This window comes from Arcobacter sp. (genome assembly GCF_050300555.1).
Lineage (GTDB): Bacteria > Campylobacterota > Campylobacteria > Campylobacterales > Arcobacteraceae > Arcobacter.
The window spans coordinates 1-20,259 of sequence record NZ_JBNKXY010000011.1; the positions used below are offsets into that span (position 1 = coordinate 1).

Genomic DNA, 20,259 nt, shown 5'->3' on the forward strand with positions numbered 1-20,259 from the left:
CTTTGTTTTTACTATATTTTCGTTTACTACTTTTGCCATTTGAGCAAATTCATCGTTTCCTTCTTCTTTTAGCATCTCTGTATGGCTTGCTTCTCTATTTAAATATGCAAAAAACGATAACAAACCACCTTGAAAATTAGTCAATGCAGTTAAAATATTATTTATAATTAAAAATGAAATACCTATAATCAATCCTATAATTACTACAGATATTACATTAGCAATATTTTTTGAAGAACTTACCTCCACATCAACTTCTTTTAAAGTATGTTCTGTCATTGTTTGTAATAACTGTTCTGTACTATGAACAGTTTGTCTCATATTACCTAAAATACCCTCTTTACTACTCAATCCTATTTCATTTTCAACTTTAACTAAAGCTAAAAAATTTTGACTGTAAGCTTCTAAATGAACTCTCATATCAGAATTAACTAAAGGAAGTAATTCACTTATTCTTGTTTTAAACTTATCAACATATTTCATATCTCGTCTAAGCATAAAATCTTTTTCTTGTTTTCTTAGATTATAAACATCTGCAAGAAGAGCATCATTGTTCTGTTTTTTTGCAAAATTTTCTACATCGTGAACTGCTTTTCTTAACTCACCATACAAACCATCTTCTGGATTTAACCCTATTTGTTGTTGTTTTGCTACTACAGTAGAAAAAATATTTTGATACTCATTGATTGTTTTTTCAAATGCAACAACATTGGTAGTATAAATACCATGTAAAGTGAAAATATCTTTTAATTTTGCTGTATTAGCATATAAAGCTTTTACATCTTTATCAAACTCTTTTTTATACTTTAAATCATTTCTGGCTAAAAAGTCCTTTTCATCTCGTCTTAATGTTAGCATATCACCATTAAGCTTTTGTATTATAGTAACTGCATTATCTAATTGTTGCACATTGCTTATAAAGGTATTTAATAATATACCTAAAATAATCAATCCCAATATTGCCAATCCAGATAAAATCATTAATTTAAATTTTATCTTTATATTTCCAAACATCCAAACTCTCCTATGACTGTATTTTGAAGATATTCTAGCAAAATGGTGGTCATATATTAGTCATATATTGGTCACAATTTGGTCATATATTATAATTTTTTATGATATTTATTAAATTATAATTCTAAATTCTTATAGAATATAACGTATATAAGAGAAATAATAAAATCTAATATTATTTCTCTAATAATCTAATGCAGTATCTTTAGGTAATATAATATCAAAGCTCTTATTTAAGCCATCAATTACCTTTGATAATAAAATATTATTTGCAAACATATCTCCACATAAAACTAAATCTTTTGCATTTAACTCACTATTTATTTTTGTTATATTATCTTTTATAAAATCACTAAGACTTTCGTAAAAAGAGTAAGCTAACATTCTATTATTTACATCAGCCATTTTATAACTCATAATACTTTGTACAACTCTTCTATAATCTAAATAGTTAATTCCATCCACTTTTACTAATTTCATATCTATTTGAATACCACTTTTTGCATTATATAAAAAAGCATCATCTTCAAACTCTATATAATCTTCCATACCTAAGATATATGCAGTAAGATTTAAAATTGCTTCAAAGCCATTGGCATCTTTATTTTTTAAATCTTTTTCAAAATATTGAGGAAATTTCTTTTTATAATTTTCAACCAATCTAGAAGTATTTTCATCAATTACTGAAATCTCATCTAGGGCATTATTTACATCACAAATAATATTTGGAATAGAAATAATATCTTTTAAACCTTTTCCTGGTACATTTACTGAAATTGTACTATTGTTACTAGCATATGAAAAATACACAGCAATACTTGGTTTAATTCTTTTATTTCGAGAAACAAGTGTTGCTTTTATCACTCCACCATTATCATCAAAAAACTCTTTTGAACTATTATATTTTTTATCCAAATTATAATCATATCTTGGGAAAAGAGATTTTTCACCTCTTATAATTAAATTATCTTCTTTAATATATGTAATTTTTAGTCCATCTTGCAAACTCTCTTCTTTTGCATAAAGCAAATAATCAATTCCCTCTTTTTGTAAAGCACTAGCAAAAAGAATTGTCTCTTTATCATCAGGTAATTTTACATAAATAAAATTTGTTTTTGAATACTCTTTATTTTCATTTTTTAGAATATTGAATTTTAATTTAACTAAAGGTCTTTCAATAGAACAAAGTAATTGTAAATCTTTTTGATTTACAGCAACTAATTCTGATAATTTATTTAAATTACAAACGAAAAGCTTAACTTCAAAATTATTTGATTCAAACTCTTCTCTTAAACTTTTCGATGGCAAAAAGAGGTCTTTAAAACCGTTATGCGTTTCTATTTTTGAGACTTTACCCTCTTTTATTTTTTTTATATCATTTGAAAAATCAATATTTTCATTCTCTTTTATTATATTTAGTATATCTTTGTTAGTGTACATAGAAACATTTTGAAGAATATTTTTATCTTCTAACTCTTCTAAAGATTCATCAAAACTATCAATAACATATGATTTTCCTAAAAAGATTGATAAAGGTAAGTTCTCACCTAAAAAAGTAAAAAACTCTTCGATTTTTTCTTCACTATCATCACAAATAATTAAAATAAAACCTTTATACTGTTTTATACTTGCATTAATTCCATTATCTTTTACTAGATTTTCAAGAATATGTTTATAATATAAATTAGTGCTATTGAACTCTATTTTATAAAATAGCTTCATCTTGTGGTATCCTCTTCATTTGGGATTCTGTCATCAAAATCATCATTATATGAACCTAAAAGTCCTTTACAAATCTGAGCAATAGATTTTTGTTCAGCTTTTTTACTTACTTTTATTCCTAAGTTTTCCACATCAATAATTGCTTGATTTATAAGTCCAATAAACTTCTCTTCAATAGTTTTCGTAAGTCCAATTTGAACACTTTGTATATCTTCAGGAATAATTCCTATGATTGTAACTTCAGCATGCTTATCTAAAACAGAACATATCTCTAACATCTCAACAATTTCTACTTCATGGGCAGTTTTTCTATATTGTCCAAGACCTAATAATACATCTGAAGGAAGTCTAAAAATATCTCCTGCCTTATCTTCTATTGAAACCGTATCTAAAATAATAACATTATCATACTCTTGGAAATATGTCATAAGTTTAAAACCTAAAGTTCCACCATCAATAATCTCTAAATCACCTTCAAACTCATAGTTTTCTTCCAAATACTTTGCAGCTAAAATACCTACACCCTCATCTTTAAAAAGTAAGTTTCCAACACCAATTACAATATTTTTCATATATAGCCTTCACATTTATTTAATACATTCAAAAACAAAAGTACATTTTACTTGTGGATATATTAGGGTAAGGTAAAAGGATATGGCAAGTACCATATCCTTTAAGTTCTATTTATTTTGAGAATTAGCTTTTTTATTTATAAATTTTGTTCCACCAAATGCAATATTGATATCACCTTCTCTCCAGAAAATTGTTCTCCAAATTTGATAATAAATATGAGACATTACCCACATCAATAAAATATACATTGCTGTATGATGTGCAATTCTAACTCCCATATTTCCACCAAATACTTCTAAAGTCCAATCAGTAGCGAAATGTAAAAGCCAAGGCCACCAAGCTCCAATAGAGCTATGTCCTGAAGCTAATCCATGTACATATAATTGAAGTCCAGTTAAAAGCATAAATACTAATAATATATGGAAAAGTGTGAAAAACATAATATTATAACTATCACTATATGTTGAATCAAACTTTTTTCTTCTATTAAAAGTAATTAAGTTAAAGAAGACTTCACAAAACTCAATGAAGTTTTTCTTTGTTGGTAAAATCTTTTTATATGGTTTTTCAAATCTAGAAAATAGATATAAATAACCAATTAAAATTGCTGTTACATCAAAAATAATAGCAACAACAAAATGTCCCCATCTATTCCATGCCATCACATATTTATCAACTGCAGGGTCTGCAATAAATGTTTGATAATATGGATGACCTATATAAAGCCCGGTTATAACTGCAACAATCATACAAATAATATTCGATAAATGAATTATTCGCATGATTGGAGTCATTCTCTCAACCCGATCAAAATTAGGCACGGCATACTCCTGTTGGATCTATTTTATAAACCCCTAATTCTTTACCTTTAGTATCAACTATATGCACAGCACAAGCAATACATGGGTCAAAACTATGGATTGTTCTTAAAATCTCTAATGGCATATTTGCATCAACAACTTTTGTACCAACTAAAGAAGCTTCATAAGCACCCATTCTATTTTTATAATCTTTAGGTGCTGCATTCCAAGTTGAAGGAACTACTGCTTGATAATTTACCACTTTACCATCTTTGATTTTAACCCAGTGACCTAAACCTCCTCTTGGAGCTTCAGCCATACCATAACCTTGAGCATCTTTAGCTACTTTATCAAAATCAAATTCTGTCCAAGTTGATAAATCACCAGCTGCAGCATTTTTAGCTAACTCATCTGCCCATTCGATAACAACATCACACATTAACTCTGTTTCAATCGCTCGTGCAGCTGTTCTTCCAACAGTTGAAAAAAGAACTTGAACTGGTAAGTTTCCATTTTTAAGGAAAGTTGTAACATATTTACTAATTCTAGCATCACCACGTGCAACACCTACTATCATTCTTGCTAGTGGTCCAACTTCCATTCTGTTATCATTATATAAAGGAGATTTAATCCAAGAATATTTATTTTTAGTATCTAGATATGCAATACCATCTTTTTTCTCTTTAAATCCAGTATAATTTGGCTTTGTAACACCATCATATGGATGTAGATTTGTATTACCTTCGTACCAAGAGTGAGTTACATCTTCTGAAATTTTACTTTGATCTAAATCATAAACTTTTGATAAATCTTTGTTCATAACAATTCCAGAAGGGAAAAGTTTAGCTGCTTCATAAAAAGGTGTATCATCTAAGTTAAAGTCACCATAAGACATATAGTTACCTAAACCACCACCTGTTCCATTTAATGCTTCATCAGCATACATTGTTCCAGCCATATAAACATCTGGTAAATATGCTTGTTTTGTAAATTTTTGAGCTTTTTGAATAATATCTTTAAACTCAGCAACACGTGCAGGATTTTTGATATCTTGAACACAAGTAACACCACCAACAACAATTGATTGTGGATGTGGATTTTTACCTCCAAATATTGCTTGTGCTTTAGCTATATCTCTTTGTAAATCAAGTGCGTCTAAATAATGTGAAAGTCCTATTAAGTTTTGTTCAGGAGTTAATTTATAAGCTTTACTTCCCCAATAAGCATTTCCAAATACTCCAAGTCTTCCTTGTTTAACATATTTAGTTACTCGCTGCTGTACTTCTGCAAACACATCTTCACTTGCATTCCAAGGTCTTTGCCCTGAAAGTTTTGCCCATTTTTGTGCTTCAGCTACTGCAGCTTTTGGATCTGCTTCTAAAGCTTTTGTAATATCAACCCAATCAAGTGCATGTAAATGATAAAAATGAACAATATGGTCATGGATATATAAAGAACCTTGCATTAAGTTTCTAACTATTCTTGCATTTTTAGGAATAGTAACTTTAAACGCATGCTCAACAGCTTCAATACTTCTTTGATAGTGAGTTCCAGTACAAACTCCACAAATTCTCATAGCAAGAAGTCCACAATCTCTAGGATCTCTACCTTTTAAAATCTCTTCAATCCCTCTAAACATTGTAGAAGAACTAAAAGCATCAGTAACTACGTTATTTTCATCAATTACTGCTTCAATTCTTAAGTGTCCTTCAATCCTTGTTATAGGATCTATTACGATATGTTTACTCATTATGCCTCCTCACTTTCACCATTATTTATTGATCTTTTTCCAACTACTGCTGAAGCTACAGCATGAACACCTATTCCAATAGTAGTTGCAGTTAATAATCCAAGTCCAAACTGGTCAACAGTTTTTTCAACTCCACCTGTTGGTGCTTTAATATTTGCATCTGCCATTGGTCTTTCATATGCGTATTTATCCCAGAAATCTGGTTCAGAACATCCAATACAACCTCGTCCTACACCAATAGGCCAGTTTGCACCTTCATTATATCTGATGATTGAACAGTTATTAAAAGTCATAGGACCTTTACATCCCATTTTATATAGACACCAGTTATTTTTAGCACCTTCATCTCCCCACTCTTCTACATATTCACCAGCATCAAAGTGAGCTCTTCTTTCACAGTTGTCATGGATTCTATAACCAAATGCAAATTTAGGTCTTAATAAAGAATCAAGTTCTGGAACTTGACCTGTTAAAACAAAATGTAAAACAACTCCAACCATATTTGCTGGGTTTGCAGGACATGCTGGGATATTAATAACTGGCTTACCTTTAACTAAATCCATAACTCCAACTGCACCAGTTGGATTTGGAGCTGCTGCTGGAACACCACCAAATGTAGCACATGAACCTACAGCAACAACAGCTGCAGCAGTACTAGATAATCTCATTAAGTGTTCTTGAAAAGTCTCACCAGAAGCACCAATTGTTCCATATTGACCATTCATAGCTGTAGGAATTGCCCCCTCTACAAATAATAAATATTTACCCTTAAAGTGTTCAATTGCATCTTCAAGTTGTGCATCAGCTTGATGACCAGAAGCTGCCATAATTGTTTCATGAAATTCTAATGATAATACATCAAATAATAAATCATCCACAGTAGGAGCAGATGATCTTAATAGAGCTTCAGAGTTTCCAGCACAATCTTGTAGCTCAATCCAAATAACAGGAACCCTATTCATAAGTTCAGTTGCTTCAGCAACTAAAGGAGTAAACATAGGAGGAAGCATAAGTGTTGCAGTTGTAGCACTTGCCCACTTCATAAAATCTCTTCTATTAACACCTTCACTCTCTACTACTTCCATCATATCGATGTCTTTTAGTACAGGTTGTTTTCTAAGATTACTTAGTCTAGTTTTTGCTTTTTCAAACAAACTATTGTAGTACTCTTCACCTTTGTTCGTATCCACTCTTGCAGAGTTTTGGTTAAAGACTTTTTTAACCATCTCCTGAGAATCGTATGCCATATGTTCTCCTTTTTTATTAAAATGAATGTTCATTTATTAACGTAATTTAACTTTTATAAACTTAAACAGAACTTATATGAAATATCAGAAATATCGGTAAAATAGCATTTACGTAGCATTTTGAGATTTATTTATTTGTTTTTATATTCTTATTTTAATAAGTAAATCGATAATATGGTAGCTTTTAATATTTTATACTAAAAATACATAAGTAATATAAAAATTTAACAATTTTTTAATATTGTTACAAAAGTACTCTATTTTATGAATGATTATTCACTAATGAGTAGTGCACACCGAACAAACGTCAAATGAACGTAAAATAATTTTAGCTTCTTCAAGTGATTTAGAACCAATAATTGCCTTTTGAGCAATACCTAGTTCTTTTTTATGTTTTGGACCTAAATTCCAAACAGTGGGAGTAATGACATCATACTTTATAATTTTACCCTTTTTTATACCAACTGTATGAATCAAAGAACCTCTACAAGCTTCCACAACTGATGTTGCAATAGCTTCATCAATATTTCTGATATCGATTTTTGGTTTGATATATGACTCCTCACTAATATTTATTTGTTTAATGAGTTTTTTACTATAAACTAATAAATGGGCAATTTCATCAACTCTTGCCATAACCCTTGTAAACACAGAATCATCATATTTTTTATGTATCTCTTTTATAAACTCTTTTTTATTTATAATTGCCCTTGAAAGTGGACCAACTTCATAAAACTCTTCATTATACTGAACTGATTTTGACCAAGTATGAGCTTTTTTATCATTTTTTTTATTTTTTTTAAAAGTAAACTCATCGTGTTCTATAATTTTATCTAAATCAATTTTTCTTGATATTCTATGTTTGTGAATACCTGATTCAAGACCGAACATATTTGCTAATACAATATGTCTATTATGGGATTTTCCAATTTGTTCTAATTTTGTTTCAAAAGCTATTTGACAAAAATCTCCCAAAGAAGATGACAATTTATCTATTTCATCATATTTCTTTAAAGATAAATAATTATCTATACTAATACCTGCAATACTTTTTTCAAAATATTTTAAAGTTTGGTCAAGGTAATTTTCACAAGTAACTATATCCAAAAGTGTTGGATCACTTACAACTCCACCTGGAACCATATAAGAAGTATGTGGCCACTGTCCTGCATAAATAGCCAAAGCTTTTATTGTATCACTAGCTACTTTTTGAGCTTCTAGCCACTTTTCTCCCTTTAAAGGAGTATAACCAGTATAATCTTTCTTTGATTGGCTTATTACATCAGGCATAATAAACATATAAAACCATTTGATATGAGAATCTATTATTTCAATGATTAAGCCTAATTCTCTTAAAATCTTAGCCTTATTTGTTATTTCTAATTCAATTCCTACATTTTTATATAAGTTTTCTAAAGCATTAACAGTTGCTAAAAGATGAGCTTGTCCACAAATTCCACATATTCTAGGTGTATAAACTAAAGCATCCAGTATTGGTTTATTTTCTAATATATACTCAAATCCTCTAAAGTTTAGAAAATCTATACTTGCATCATTTACTCTATCATTTCGCCATGTTAAACTAAGTTTTGCTTCACCTTCGATTCGCTCAATTATATCAATAGTTTTCATTTTAAATTACTTTCATCAAATCTATTTAATCTTTGATTTAATCTTGGTATCGTAAAAGTTTTTGCAACACCTGTTATAGATAAATATGCTCTTTTGGGAATACCTAGAGGTGGTTCATAAGGTATTCCAATATGCTTTTTAGTTTCAAACATATTAAGCCTTGGAAAATCATACTCTGTACAACCAATACATGGCATCCCAATTCTAGTTTTACTACTAACATCATTCCAAAGTATTTTGTTACAATTTGAATGAGTCATTGGACCTCTACAACCATCGTTGTAAAACAGACATCCCTCTTTTAGTCCTAAAGATTTTGCTTCAACTTTCCATTCAAAATACTCATTTCTTGTACATCCATGATGTGCTAATCCACCATAAATTTCAATTGGTCGTGATTTATCATCAAGAATAATTGAACCATTAAATTTTAAAGTAAACAGTGTTTGTAATATCCATTCAGGATGTACTGGACAACCTGTTAAATTTATAATTTCATGGGAAAGTAAAGATAAATTTTCTTTTGTGATATAATCTTTTATACCTGCGATATCTTTATTATCCTCAAATCTTGCATGAATACCACCATATGAAGCACAAGAACCAACTGCAATAACAAATTTTGATTTTGTAACTAATTTATTTAATATATCTGAAATTTTTTTGTCTGATATTGAAAAATAGAATTCATCATTTGTTATTGCACCTTCCACTAACAAATAATCAATTCTATCTTCTGATAGCAAAATATCTTCAAGGCTTATATCAACACTTAGACTAGGATGATATATCAAATCAAAATTATTATTAAACTGTTCAAATCTTGCTGCACTTGAAGATAAAAAGGAGTGAGTATTACCATTGCAAGTAATTCCCTGAAGCCAAACAACTTTTGGCAAAATTGCCTTACTCATTTTCATCATATTTTAGGGCTCTATATAAATTTTGGGCAATTGCATCAGAATATTCAAGTAAATCTTTATCTAAAACATTCTCTCCATTCATAAAGGCAAATCCACCTAAACTTCCCATTAACATACCAAACGCAGGAAAAAACTCTTGTTCTCTAAACTCTTTATTTTGTGCCCCATCATCAAGTAAAATCATTACTTCAGTTACAAACTCACCTACACATAAAAAACCTTCACATCCATCTTTAAAAACTTCTCTATTTGATAAATAAACCCTTAAAAAATACTCAATTACTTCAGGAGAATTTTTTACATTTGTTAGATAATTTTTTACAAATAAAAACAATTTTTCTTTTGAAGTAATGTTCATATTATTGATTTTTCGTAAGTCATCAGCAAGAATATTAGTAGAGTATTTAATGGCAACCTTTGCTAACTCTTCTTTTGAGCTAAAATAGTTATACATATTTCCAACACTCATACTCATTGCTTTTGCAATATCAGGAATAGTAGTATTATAAAAACCTTTTTTTGCAAATAATTTTAATGAATTTTTAATTATATTATTTTTTTTATCTTCTTTAACAGACATATTTCTTTACCTTGATTTAATAATGGATATATGATATTAAAAAATATGTTAATTATAAATGAATATAAAGGGATTGGAAGTATAAAGTAAAAAACTCAAGCAGAATTGCTTGAGTTTTTATCTATTAAGAGTGAACTAAATTAGTTAATTCTTCACCTGATAATAAGTGGAAATTTAAATATTTATAAATATCATCTCTTTTTTCAGGAGTGATTTTTTTAGGAACCATATCTAAATACTCTTCTTTAGTTGGAAGTCTTCCTAAAAGTGCTGCAAGTGCTGCAACTTCTGCAGAACCTAAGTAAACTTTAGAGTCTTTTCCAAGTCTATTGTCAAAGTTTCTTGTAGATGTACTAAATACAACTGCACCTTGAGCAACGTTTGCTTGGTTACCCATACATAAAGAACATCCAGGGATTTCCATTCTAGCACCTGCTGCTCCAAATACTGCATAGTATCCTTCTTCAGTTAATTGTTGTTGATCCATTTTTGTTGGAGGAGCAACCCATAATTTAGCTGGAACTGGACCTTCCCCTTTAAGAACTTCACCTAAAGCTCTAAATAATCCAATATTAGTCATACAAGAACCAACAAATACTTCGTCAATTTTTTCAGTTGGTCTATTTGGATCAGCTAAGATATTTGATAAAGTATCAACATCATCTGGATCGTTAGGACAAGCTAAGATTGGCTCAGTAATTTCATTTAAGTCAATTTCAATTGTTGCTAAGTATTCTGCATCTTCATCTGGAGTTAATAACTCTGGATTTGCAATCCACTCTTTCATTTTATCAGCTCTTCTTTGTAAAGTTCTAGCATCTTGGTAACCCTCTTCAATCATTTTTTCGATTAAAGCGATGTTTGAAGATAAGTATTCGATAATTGGTTCTTTATCTAATTGAACTGAACATGCTGCTGCACTTCTTTCTGCTGCTGCATCTGATAATTCGAATGCTTGTTCTACTTTAAGTTGTGGTAATCCAGAAATTTCAATTACATTACCAGCAAAGATATTCTTTTTGTTTTTCTTAGGAACAGTTAATAATCCTTGTTTAATTGCATAATAAGGAATAGCATTTACTAAGTCTCTTAAAGTAATACCTGGTTGTAATTCACCTTTAAATTTAACATGAACAGATTCTGGCATAGTTAAAGGCATCATACCTGTAACACCAGCAAATGCAACAAGACCTGAACCAGCTGGGAATGAAATACCAATTGGGAATCTTGTGTGTGAATCTCCACCAGTACCAACTGTATCTGGTAAACATAATCTATTTAACCAAGAGTGAATAACACCATCACCTGGTCTTAATGTAACACCACCTCTTGAAGTAATAAACTCTGGTAAAGTGTGTTGTAATTTAATATCTGCTGGTTTTGGATAAGCAGCAGTGTGACAGAATGATTGCATAACCATATCAGCACCAAAAGATAATGCTGCAAGTTCTTTAATCTCATCTCTAGTCATTGGTCCTGTAGTATCTTGTGAACCAACAGTTGTACAAATTGGCTCTACATACATACCTGGTTTAACACCTTCTACACCACAAGCTCGTCCTACCATTTTTTGTGCTTGAGTATAACCCGTAGTTGAAGCAGCTGGTTGAGAAGCAGCAACAAATACATCAGAAGCACCTAAACCTAAAGCAGCTCTTGCTTTTGCAGTTAAACCTTTACCAATAATTAATGGAATTCTTCCACCAGCTCTCATTTCATCAGTTAATGTATTAGGAGCTAAAGTAAATTCAGAAACAACTACACCATCTTTTAAGATTTGTCCAGCGTATGGTTTAACAGTAATAACATCACCAGTTTCTAAATTATCAACTGGAGCTTGAATTGGTAAACATCCAGAATCTTCTGCAGTGTTGAAGAAAATTGGAGCAATAATAGAACCAATAACAACACCACCTGTTCTTTTATTAGGAACACCAGGGATATCTCTACCCATATGCCATTGAACAGAGTTAATACCTGATTTTCTAGAACTTCCAGTTCCAACAACATCACCAACATATGCTAAAGGATAACCTTTTTCTTTTAAAGATGCCATTGTTTCAAGTGGTTTTTCCATTCTTGATTGTAACATTGCTGTTGCATGTAATGGAATATCAGCTCTTGTAAATGCTACAGTTGCAGGAGATAGGTCATCTGTATTTGTTTCACCAGGGATTTTATAAACAGTTAATGTAATCTCTTCTTCTAATGCTGGTTTATTAGTAAACCATTCAGCATTTGCCCAAGACTCAATAACTTCTTTAGCTTGTGCATTTCCAGCATCTGCTAAATCTTTAACATCATTAAATGAATCATAAACTAAAATTGTATTTTTTAATTGTTCAGCCGCTGCTTCTGCAACTTCTGCAATTTTTAATGCCTCAACAAGTGGAGTAACATTAAATCCACCCATCATCGTACCTAAAATTTCTAGAGCATCAATTTTAGAAATAACTGAACATGAAGCCTTACCTTGTACTATATCATTTAAAAATGCAGCTTTAACATAAGCAGCATCATCAACACCTGGGTTAACTTTATTTTTAAATAATTCTAAGGCATAATCTGCATCAGCTGTATTTGCTTTTAAAACTTCCACTAATTGTGCAGTTTGATCAGCAGTTAATGCCAATGGAGGAAGACCACCTTCATTAAGTCTTTCTTGTGTATGTGCTTTATAATCAGCGATTAAACTCATATATATCTCCTAATTAATTTGTAATCCAATTATATCATATCACTTAACTTATTATTGTACAATTCTTGGAATGTGTAGTACAAGTTTTATTTGTGTATATATAAGTTACATAAAAAACTGATAAAAAGCTTAAGAGCCGATAATATCGTATTTTCAAAAGAGTGATTTTTTCTTAAATTGTACTAATTTTTAAAATTAGTTGTTTTTCAATATGTCTTTATTTTGTTCCTTTCATAAGTATTATGTACAATTTCTGTACATATTTATTTTATTTTATACTTTATTTAAAAAGTATAATTAAAAAATACATTTCCATTGTTTTTTTGTAATTAAGCATATGAAATATATGATAAAATAAAATCTAAACAAAAAACATAAGGTAAAAAGTGATTATAAAAGAGATAACATACTCAAATCCCAATAACCAAATTGATGCAACTAAAACTAAAAAGTATAGATAATAGTTGTCTAATTACAACAGCTCCACTTGATATAAATATCAATGATAAAGGTACAGCTTTTGGAGGAAGTTTAAATAGTATAACAATTATGTCATCATGGTGTTTGGCTTATTATTTATCAAAAAAACTTAATCTAGAAAATCCAAATATTGTTATATTTAAAAATGAAACAAAATTTATAAGACCAGTTATCAAAGATATTATTTGTACTACATTTATTCCAAGCGAAGAAGAACTAAAAAGTTTAGAATCAAAACTTGAAATAAAAGGTAGTGGTTCAATTAAAATTCATGCCCAAGTTATAGAAGATGGAAAAGTATGTGTTGATTTCCAAGGTGTTTATGTAATTAAGACTTAAAAATCAAATTTGTTATTATTTTTAAATACTGCTTTGAACTAATAATAGACCCTAAAATAATAAATAAACAAGCAAAAGCAATTGAAGTTGTCATTTTTGATACTCCAACTAATACTAATATTAAAGTTGACAAAAGTGGTGCTAAATATGCAAGAGAACCAAGTATCTTAATATCACCATTTTTAAGTGCAAAATCCCATAAATAAAATGCTCCACCAACAGGACCCAATCCCAACATAACTGCAGCTAGTAACTCTACTAAATTTGGAGTTATTGTTTGTTCAAAAATCAAATGTGCGATAAAAGAAAATACAGCAGTTATAATACAAAAGCCAGTTACTGCAAATGTTGGTACGTGGGTTAATGTTTTAGATATAACAGAATAACTTGACCAAATAAGTGCAGCTATAAGTGCAAAAAGATAGCCTAAAGTATATTTTGAGTCAAACTCTAAGCTTCCATCTTTTAATACAAGTAAAAAAGCTCCAATTAAAGCTAATATAGTACCAAGAATATGAAACCACTTTAACTTTTCATTTGGTAAAAATGCTGAAAAAAGAACAATAAGTAAAGGCCATAAATAATTCAATAAATTTGCTTCAACAGCTGGTGCATTTTTAATTGCCAAAAAATAAAAAAAATGATATCCAAATAATCCACTAACCCCAATTATATAAGCTTTAAGTGGTATGTCTTTTAAACTAGATAAACTTCTTTTTTGTTTTTTTAACATTAAAAGTCCAATTATTGAAGCAATAAAAAAAGATATACTTAAAAGTTCAAAAGGTGGAATATTCCCAGAATAAACTGTAAAAAGAGCTAGTGTTGACCATAAAAAAATTGTTAGTAAACCTAAAATATTACCTTTTGTTTGTTGCATTTTTAATCCTAATATAAAATAAAAATAGATTTTATTATAAAAAAGTATAAAACATTGTGTGATATAATCAATTTATGAAAAAAATCCTTATTCTTTTACTTTTTTTATCTGTACTTTTAAATGCTAAAACCATAACAGCAACCTACAAAATAAGTTATGGAATATTTGGCGAATTAGGAGTTGCAAAAACTACCCTTGAAGTTTTTGAAGATAAAACTTATAAAATAAAAGTCCATGCTTTTGCAACAGGCTTTGCAAAGTTTTTAAGTAGTAATAAAGAAGAGTTTTATGAAAGTTATGGAATTATAAAAAATAACTTACTTATTCCAAATAAATATATCACAATAACCAATAATGACTATAAAAAAAGAAAAAAAACTTATACCTTTGATTATAAAAAAAATCAAATCACCCTTGAAATATATGAAAAAAAATTAATCACAAAATATAATGAAGACTTTCAAAAAATAAAGACATGGGAAGAAAATAGTTCAAAAGAATTTTCTAATTTTTTTGCACAAAATGATTTATTATCACTTTTTTTTAATATTACACAAGTAGTTCCTAGTTTTGAAAAAGGAAATAATTATACTTTTAAAGCTATTGGTGCAAATAAAGAAAATGGAAAACTTGATATAATAATTCCAAAAAATGAAGCTTATAAAGAGTTAGAAAAGTCATTAAATACTAAAAATAAAAAATTTATTGTATCAGTTCATCAAAAGATATTTTCAAGTTCAAATGGAGAGCTTTTTATATCTTTAAATCAAGAAGGTTTTTGTGATAAAGCAGTGTTAAAAGATGTTCTTATTTTTGGTGATATTACAGGTGAAATGATAAATTTTAAAATTAATAAAGGATAGTGATGAAAAAATACCTTGCAATTATTTTTATTGCATATTTATTGGTGGGATGTACAGGTAAAGCTCCCATAACAAATAGATCTCAAATGATTTTAATCTCTCAAGATCAAGAGTTAGCATTGGGAGAAAAATCCTATGAAGATACCCTTAAAAAATCTAAAGTTATAACAAATACAAAAGATGCAAAAAGAGTAAAAGAGATTGGCCAAAAAATTGCAAAAATTGTTAATAAATCAGATTATAAATGGGAATTTAATCTAGTTGAAAATAAACAAAAAAATGCCTTTTGTCTTCCTGGAGGAAAAGTTGTTGTTTATACTGGAATCTTGTCTGTTGCAAAAAATGATTCTCAACTTGCAACTGTAATGTCTCACGAAATAGCACATGCACTTGCACGACATGGAGCTGAGCGAATGAGTACAGGAATGGTTGCACAAGGGGTACAACTTTTAGGAAATATTATCTTAGGTTCACAAGCACCAGAATATACAAATGCTTTTAATATAGCTTATGGTGCAGGAGCTCAATACGGAGTTTTATTGCCTTATGGAAGAATGCAAGAGAGTGAAGCTGATGAAATTGGAATACATCTTATGTACAAAGCAGGTTATGATTTAAAGGAAGCTTTAAAATTTTGGCAAAATATGAGTCAAGGTAAAAAAGAGTCAATCGAGTTTTTCTCAACGCACCCAAATTCAGATACAAGAATAGCTAATATTTCAAAAGTAATAAATGATATTTTAAATAAAGAACAAAAAAACCAAATAATCAAAAAATGATTATTTGGTAAAGTTTTTAAGCAATATTTGTATAAACAGCTTGAACATCATCATCATCTTCAAGCTTTTCAATAAGTTTACCGATATCTTCTTGTTGTTCTTCAGTAAACTCTTGTGGATTATTTGCAATTCTTTCTAATTTTGCTTTAGTTAATTCAATTCCTTTATCTTCAAAAGCTTTATTTAAAGTACCAAAATCTTTATAATCAGCTGTAACTAAAATAATTCCATCTTCTTCTTCGATATCTTCTAATCCAAAATCGATTAACTCAAGTTCAAGTTCTTCAATATCCATACCTTCAGTTTTATTAAACTCAAATATTGCTTTTCTATCAAAGAAAAACTCTAAAGAACCAGTTGGTGCCATTGAACCACCATTTTTGTTAAAATACATTTTAACATTTGCAACTGTTCTAGTGTTGTTATCTGTTGCAGTTTCAACAAAAACTAAAACTCCATGAGGTCCTTTACCTTCAAAGTTTACTTCAGAGAAGTTTGCTGCATCTTTTCCTGATGCTCTTTTAATCGCTGCATCAATATTTGCTTTTGGCATATTTTCAGCTTTTGCATTTAATATAGCAGTTCTAAGTGCAGAATTCATCTCAGGATCTGGAACTCCTGATTTTGCTGCTACTTCAATTGCACGTGCAAGTTTTGGGAAAACTCTTGACATATTTCCCCATCTTTTCATTTTGGCTGCTTTTCTATATTCAAAGGCTCTACCCATAAATCTCTCCAATTGTTTTCATAATTTTGTGCGATTATATCAAGTTTGTTATAAATATGATATTATACATTTTCAAAAGGTTATAAAAGATGGAAGAATTAAATTTAACTTGTCCCTATTGTAAACAAGCTATTACAATATTACTAGATACTGGAGTATTTGGATACACAGAAATTGTAGAAGATTGTGAAGTTTGTTGTCGTCCTATTGAAGTTTCTTACAATGTAGAAGATGGTATAGTTACCACATTTAATTACAATTCAATAGAAGGAAATGAATTTTAAAACGTTATGAATTATCTAAGAATTACCCTACTTTTATTACTACTCTCAAGCACTGTTTTTTCAAACTCAACGAATATTTATCAATATCAAAAAAATATTCAAGATGCAAAAAAGTTATATCTAAGTAAAACTCCACCACTTCACATTAGTTATGAAAATAGTGTAAATAATGGTGATACCTTACTAATACAAATAAATGAAAAAAATATTTCAGATGTAAAATTAACCTTTAAAGATATAAATCTACCTTTTTATAAAAATCCATTTAAAAAGAACTCTTTTTATGCTCTTGTACCAATCTCTTATTACAATAAAACATCCAATGAAAAAGTTATTATTTCATATGTTAGAAATAACATAAGAGAATTTACTTTTGCCAAGATAAGAGTTAAACAAGGTAATTACAAAAGTGAAAAAATCAAAGTTGCTAACTCAAAAGTAAATCTAAGCCAAAATAATAGTGCAAGAACTGCAAAAGAGTATAAAGAAGCAATGGAAATATACAATACAAATAGTAGTGAAATTCTTTGGAAAAAAGATTTTATAATGCCAATGTTCAGTAAAATCACAAGTAATTTTGGCACAAAAAGAGTCTATAATGACCAACTAAAAAGTTTCCATAGTGGGATTGATTTTAAGGCTGATGTTGGAAGTCGTGTTGTTGCTGCAAATGATGGTATTGTAAAATTTGTAGGTGATAGATTTTATTCTGGTAACTCAATAATAATAGACCATGGGCAAGGTATATATACCTGTTATTTTCACTTAAGTAAAATACTTGTAAAAGAGAATCAAAAAGTATCAAAAAAAGATTTAATAGCTTTATCAGGAGATACAGGAAGAATAACTGGACCACATCTACATTTTGGAGTAAGAGTTCATGGTGAATTAGTCAATCCAGAAAATCTCTTTACCCTATTAAATAAACTTAATGAGAAATACTAATTTCTTTTAATACTATATTTTATAAGCTATTAATCTAGAAAATAAAAGTTTTAAGTATAATTGCAAAATATAAAAGGCTTCATGCCTTAAAAACAGTATAGGAAAATTAGATATGCAATATTTTGGTAAAATTGAGACTAAATATGAAGAAGTTTTTTTAACATCTAGTTATTTGTATTTCAATTATGATGATGAAGTTATAAGTGGAAAAGATTTAGAAAATATGATTAAAACAACAAAAGATAGAAAAAAGAATATTGAAGGGACAATATTTATTTATAATCCAGTGGTAACTCCTATTGGATATGATTCAGAAAAATTTCTATTAGATCAAGATTTTGATAATTTTGGTGAATTTGTTGAATTAAAATGTGAAACATATATCACTATTTTTAAACACGCTTTGGGAACAAAATTAAAAGGAAAATTGGTTGAGTTAAAAAGCCTTTTTAACCTAATAGAAAAAAATATAAACTCTACTACTTTACTTACAAAATTTGACCAAGATTTAGAAAAATATTATTCTAGACAAAATACAGAGTTCGACAGAGATATTATGTATCTAGATGCAAATAATTTTATCCCATCTGGTAAATTTGTATTTTTCTGTTGGGGTGATAAAATTAGCCAAAAAGAGTTTACTTTCATTCGAACATACAGTAATACACTATTTAATAGAATAGAAGATATGGGGAAAAAAGTTGCCTTTGTTTATAAAAAAGAAAGAAGCTTAGAAAATGCGAAAGAGTTATTGCAGTTTAGTAATCCTATAGAAAATTATAAATATAGAAATAACATAACAAATGCAATAAAAGAATCTTTTAGAGAACTACCACCAACACCAAAGCCTTATGAATAATAAATAAAAGATGAAAAAATATATACTTTTTGATAATGATGGGGTTTTAGTTGAAACTGAACCTCTATATTTTGAAGCAAGTAAAAGAGCGCTAAAAGAGTTTTTTAATGTAAATATTCAATTTGATGACTACATGAAAATCATGACCGATGGAAATGGAGTTTGGGTAGCGGCACCTGGGGCTACCCAAAAAGAGATAATCATTGCTAGAAATCAAAGAGATATTTATTACCAAGAGTACTTAAAAAAAGAAAATATCGCCATTGATAATGTACACGATATTTTAAATGAACTTAGCAAGAATTATAAAATGGGAATTGTTACAACTTCCCGTCGTATAGATTTTGAAATTATTCATAATAATCGGGGAATTACAGATTTTATGGATTTTGTTTTATGTGTGGAAGATTATCCAAAATCAAAACCACATCCTGATCCTTATTTAAAAGGATTAGAAATGTTTAATGCTAAAAAAGATGAAGCTATTGTAGTTGAAGATTCGCAAAGGGGTTTAATAGCTGCATATGAAGCTGACATTGATTGTGTAATAGTACATAATGAGTTTACAAAAACCCAAGATTTTTCAAAAGCTACATATAAAATAGAAAAACTAGAAGATATTTTTAATATATTAAATTAAAAAAAGAGTTGTTTGTTTTTATAAAACTCTTTTAGAACTTCTTCAATATTTTCAGATTCTAAAAAAGAGATGATATCTTTTATAGCTATTGGTCTAGTAGGAAATCGTGAAAGAGCATCAACATTTGAATATACAACAGATACTTCATCTGGGTCAGGTTTATTAACAAGAGCTAAAACTATATATTTAGTTAAAACATCATCAATAAAAACCTTTGCATTTTTTACAAACTCTGCTGATATAAAAGCTATACTAGCATATCTATGATATGTGAGTAATACTTTTCTTATTGGGTATTCTTCTGTACAATAAGGTTTTAACATAAATTCAATTTTTTCTGTATTTTTCAAATCAAGCAATGCTTTTGAGTCATCATTTGATATCTCATTACACAACTCTAAAAAATTCTTTTTTAATTCTCTTGTACTTACAATTTTTTCCATATGAAATAATATCCAAAAAGATTTTTGATTTAAATTATTTTTTAATAATATTACAATATTTTTCAATTAATATGCTATTAA

The 20,259-nt window shown here is 28.8% G+C and carries 19 protein-coding genes and 1 pseudogene; 7 read left to right on the top strand and 13 right to left on the bottom strand.

What is annotated here, in order from left to right:
• The 10 genes and pseudogenes from ACQY5W_RS09195 to ACQY5W_RS09240 all read right to left on the bottom strand — a co-directional run.
• A pseudogene (locus tag ACQY5W_RS09195) lies at positions 1–1,014 on the bottom strand (hypothetical protein); the annotation flags it as partial.
• Positions 1,015–1,197: 183 nt separating this feature from the next.
• Positions 1,198–2,736 (bottom strand): hypothetical protein, encoded by a 1,539-nt coding sequence (locus ACQY5W_RS09200; protein ID WP_428024666.1) that lies wholly within the window; start codon positions 2,734–2,736, stop codon positions 1,198–1,200.
• Positions 2,733–3,308: a HyaD/HybD family hydrogenase maturation endopeptidase gene (locus ACQY5W_RS09205; protein WP_428024667.1), complete on the bottom strand. Its 576-nt coding sequence runs from the start codon at positions 3,306–3,308 to the stop codon at positions 2,733–2,735. Before ACQY5W_RS09205 ends, ACQY5W_RS09200 begins: the two co-directional genes overlap by 4 nt.
• A 108-nt stretch (positions 3,309–3,416) precedes the next feature.
• Positions 3,417–4,103: a cytochrome b/b6 domain-containing protein gene (locus ACQY5W_RS09210; RefSeq protein ID WP_428024751.1), complete on the bottom strand. Its 687-nt coding sequence runs from the start codon at positions 4,101–4,103 to the stop codon at positions 3,417–3,419.
• A gap of 19 nt (positions 4,104–4,122) precedes the next feature.
• A complete protein-coding gene (locus ACQY5W_RS09215; protein ID WP_428024668.1) occupies positions 4,123–5,859 on the bottom strand; it encodes a nickel-dependent hydrogenase large subunit in 1,737 nt (578 codons plus the stop codon).
• On the bottom strand, positions 5,859–7,106 hold the full coding sequence (locus ACQY5W_RS09220; protein WP_428024669.1) for a hydrogenase small subunit: 1,248 nt from the start codon (positions 7,104–7,106) through the stop codon (positions 5,859–5,861). The genes ACQY5W_RS09215 and ACQY5W_RS09220 overlap by 1 nt, the downstream gene beginning before the upstream one ends.
• Positions 7,107–7,385: 279 nt before the next feature.
• On the bottom strand, positions 7,386–8,738 hold the full coding sequence (locus ACQY5W_RS09225) for a nickel-dependent hydrogenase large subunit (RefSeq protein WP_428024670.1): 1,353 nt from the start codon (positions 8,736–8,738) through the stop codon (positions 7,386–7,388).
• Positions 8,735–9,652 carry a Ni/Fe hydrogenase gene (locus ACQY5W_RS09230; protein ID WP_428024671.1) on the bottom strand — a complete coding sequence of 306 codons (918 nt, stop codon included), beginning with the start codon at positions 9,650–9,652 and terminating at the stop codon, positions 8,735–8,737. Before ACQY5W_RS09230 ends, ACQY5W_RS09225 begins: the two co-directional genes overlap by 4 nt.
• Complete coding sequence (locus tag ACQY5W_RS09235) at positions 9,645–10,241, bottom strand: TetR/AcrR family transcriptional regulator (protein ID WP_428024672.1); 597 nt, start codon at positions 10,239–10,241, stop codon at positions 9,645–9,647. Before ACQY5W_RS09235 ends, ACQY5W_RS09230 begins: the two co-directional genes overlap by 8 nt.
• A 124-nt stretch (positions 10,242–10,365) precedes the next feature.
• Positions 10,366–12,939, bottom strand: a complete 2,574-nt coding sequence (locus ACQY5W_RS09240) for a bifunctional aconitate hydratase 2/2-methylisocitrate dehydratase (RefSeq protein ID WP_428024673.1) — start codon at positions 12,937–12,939, stop codon at positions 10,366–10,368.
• A gap of 414 nt (positions 12,940–13,353) precedes the next feature.
• On the opposite strand from ACQY5W_RS09240, the gene ACQY5W_RS09245 reads away from it, so the two are divergent.
• The gene (locus ACQY5W_RS09245; RefSeq protein ID WP_428024752.1) at positions 13,354–13,758 is read left to right on the top strand and encodes a YiiD C-terminal domain-containing protein; all 405 of its coding nucleotides are present in this window, start codon (positions 13,354–13,356) and stop codon (positions 13,756–13,758) included.
• On the opposite strand, the gene yddG is transcribed toward ACQY5W_RS09245, so the two are convergent.
• Positions 13,748–14,638, bottom strand: a complete 891-nt coding sequence (yddG, locus tag ACQY5W_RS09250) for an aromatic amino acid exporter YddG (protein WP_428024674.1) — start codon at positions 14,636–14,638, stop codon at positions 13,748–13,750. The two genes, ACQY5W_RS09245 and yddG, sit on opposite strands and share 11 nt — an antisense overlap.
• Positions 14,639–14,712: 74 nt before the next feature.
• Between yddG and ACQY5W_RS09255 the strand changes: the two genes are divergently transcribed.
• Together ACQY5W_RS09255 and ACQY5W_RS09260 are read left to right on the top strand one after the other, a co-directional pair.
• A complete protein-coding gene (locus tag ACQY5W_RS09255; RefSeq protein WP_428024675.1) occupies positions 14,713–15,501 on the top strand; it encodes a DUF3108 domain-containing protein in 789 nt (262 codons plus the stop codon).
• 2 nt (positions 15,502–15,503) lie between these two features.
• On the top strand, positions 15,504–16,280 hold the full coding sequence (locus tag ACQY5W_RS09260; RefSeq protein WP_428024676.1) for a M48 family metallopeptidase: 777 nt from the start codon (positions 15,504–15,506) through the stop codon (positions 16,278–16,280).
• A 16-nt stretch (positions 16,281–16,296) separates the two neighbouring features.
• Here the strand turns inward: ACQY5W_RS09260 and ACQY5W_RS09265 are convergent, their stop codons facing one another.
• Positions 16,297–17,007 (bottom strand): YebC/PmpR family DNA-binding transcriptional regulator, encoded by a 711-nt coding sequence (locus tag ACQY5W_RS09265; protein ID WP_428024677.1) that lies wholly within the window; start codon positions 17,005–17,007, stop codon positions 16,297–16,299.
• Between the two features lie 89 nt (positions 17,008–17,096).
• Between ACQY5W_RS09265 and ACQY5W_RS09270 the strand changes: the two genes are divergently transcribed.
• The 4 genes from ACQY5W_RS09270 to ACQY5W_RS09285 all read left to right on the top strand — a co-directional run bounded on the left by ACQY5W_RS09270 (position 17,097) and on the right by ACQY5W_RS09285 (position 19,735).
• Positions 17,097–17,291: a CPXCG motif-containing cysteine-rich protein gene (locus ACQY5W_RS09270; protein ID WP_428024678.1), complete on the top strand. Its 195-nt coding sequence runs from the start codon at positions 17,097–17,099 to the stop codon at positions 17,289–17,291.
• 6 nt (positions 17,292–17,297) lie between these two features.
• Positions 17,298–18,236: a M23 family metallopeptidase gene (locus ACQY5W_RS09275; protein ID WP_428024679.1), complete on the top strand. Its 939-nt coding sequence runs from the start codon at positions 17,298–17,300 to the stop codon at positions 18,234–18,236.
• A 112-nt stretch (positions 18,237–18,348) separates the two neighbouring features.
• Positions 18,349–19,095 (top strand): hypothetical protein, encoded by a 747-nt coding sequence (locus ACQY5W_RS09280; RefSeq protein WP_428024680.1) that lies wholly within the window; start codon positions 18,349–18,351, stop codon positions 19,093–19,095.
• 10 nt (positions 19,096–19,105) lie between these two features.
• Positions 19,106–19,735 carry an HAD family hydrolase gene (locus ACQY5W_RS09285; protein ID WP_428024681.1) on the top strand — a complete coding sequence of 210 codons (630 nt, stop codon included), beginning with the start codon at positions 19,106–19,108 and terminating at the stop codon, positions 19,733–19,735.
• On the opposite strand, the gene ACQY5W_RS09290 is transcribed toward ACQY5W_RS09285, so the two are convergent.
• A complete protein-coding gene (locus tag ACQY5W_RS09290) occupies positions 19,732–20,244 on the bottom strand; it encodes a hypothetical protein (protein WP_428024682.1) in 513 nt (170 codons plus the stop codon). The two genes, ACQY5W_RS09285 and ACQY5W_RS09290, sit on opposite strands and share 4 nt — an antisense overlap.
• Positions 20,245–20,259: the final 15 nt, after the last annotated feature.

Excerpts from the sequence above, each read along its gene's own strand:
- ACQY5W_RS09200 (WP_428024666.1), bottom strand. The coding sequence starts at position 2,736 with ATGAAGCTATTTTATAAAATAGAGTTCAATAGCACTAATTTATATTAT.
- ACQY5W_RS09205 (WP_428024667.1), bottom strand. The coding sequence starts at position 3,308 with ATGAAAAATATTGTAATTGGTGTTGGAAACTTACTTTTTAAAGATGAG.
- ACQY5W_RS09210 (WP_428024751.1), bottom strand. The coding sequence starts at position 4,103 with ATGACTCCAATCATGCGAATAATTCATTTATCGAATATTATTTGTATG.
- ACQY5W_RS09215 (WP_428024668.1), bottom strand. The coding sequence starts at position 5,859 with ATGAGTAAACATATCGTAATAGATCCTATAACAAGGATTGAAGGACAC.
- ACQY5W_RS09220 (WP_428024669.1), bottom strand. The coding sequence starts at position 7,106 with ATGGCATACGATTCTCAGGAGATGGTTAAAAAAGTCTTTAACCAAAAC.
- ACQY5W_RS09225 (WP_428024670.1), bottom strand. The coding sequence starts at position 8,738 with ATGAAAACTATTGATATAATTGAGCGAATCGAAGGTGAAGCAAAACTT.
- ACQY5W_RS09230 (WP_428024671.1), bottom strand. The coding sequence starts at position 9,652 with ATGAGTAAGGCAATTTTGCCAAAAGTTGTTTGGCTTCAGGGAATTACT.
- ACQY5W_RS09235 (WP_428024672.1), bottom strand. The coding sequence starts at position 10,241 with ATGTCTGTTAAAGAAGATAAAAAAAATAATATAATTAAAAATTCATTA.
- ACQY5W_RS09240 (WP_428024673.1), bottom strand. The coding sequence starts at position 12,939 with ATGAGTTTAATCGCTGATTATAAAGCACATACACAAGAAAGACTTAAT.
- yddG (WP_428024674.1), bottom strand. The coding sequence starts at position 14,638 with ATGCAACAAACAAAAGGTAATATTTTAGGTTTACTAACAATTTTTTTA.
- ACQY5W_RS09255 (WP_428024675.1), top strand. The coding sequence starts at position 14,713 with ATGAAAAAAATCCTTATTCTTTTACTTTTTTTATCTGTACTTTTAAAT.
- ACQY5W_RS09260 (WP_428024676.1), top strand. The coding sequence starts at position 15,504 with ATGAAAAAATACCTTGCAATTATTTTTATTGCATATTTATTGGTGGGA.
- ACQY5W_RS09265 (WP_428024677.1), bottom strand. The coding sequence starts at position 17,007 with ATGGGTAGAGCCTTTGAATATAGAAAAGCAGCCAAAATGAAAAGATGG.
- ACQY5W_RS09270 (WP_428024678.1), top strand. The coding sequence starts at position 17,097 with ATGGAAGAATTAAATTTAACTTGTCCCTATTGTAAACAAGCTATTACA.
- ACQY5W_RS09275 (WP_428024679.1), top strand. The coding sequence starts at position 17,298 with ATGAATTATCTAAGAATTACCCTACTTTTATTACTACTCTCAAGCACT.
- ACQY5W_RS09280 (WP_428024680.1), top strand. The coding sequence starts at position 18,349 with ATGCAATATTTTGGTAAAATTGAGACTAAATATGAAGAAGTTTTTTTA.
- ACQY5W_RS09285 (WP_428024681.1), top strand. The coding sequence starts at position 19,106 with ATGAAAAAATATATACTTTTTGATAATGATGGGGTTTTAGTTGAAACT.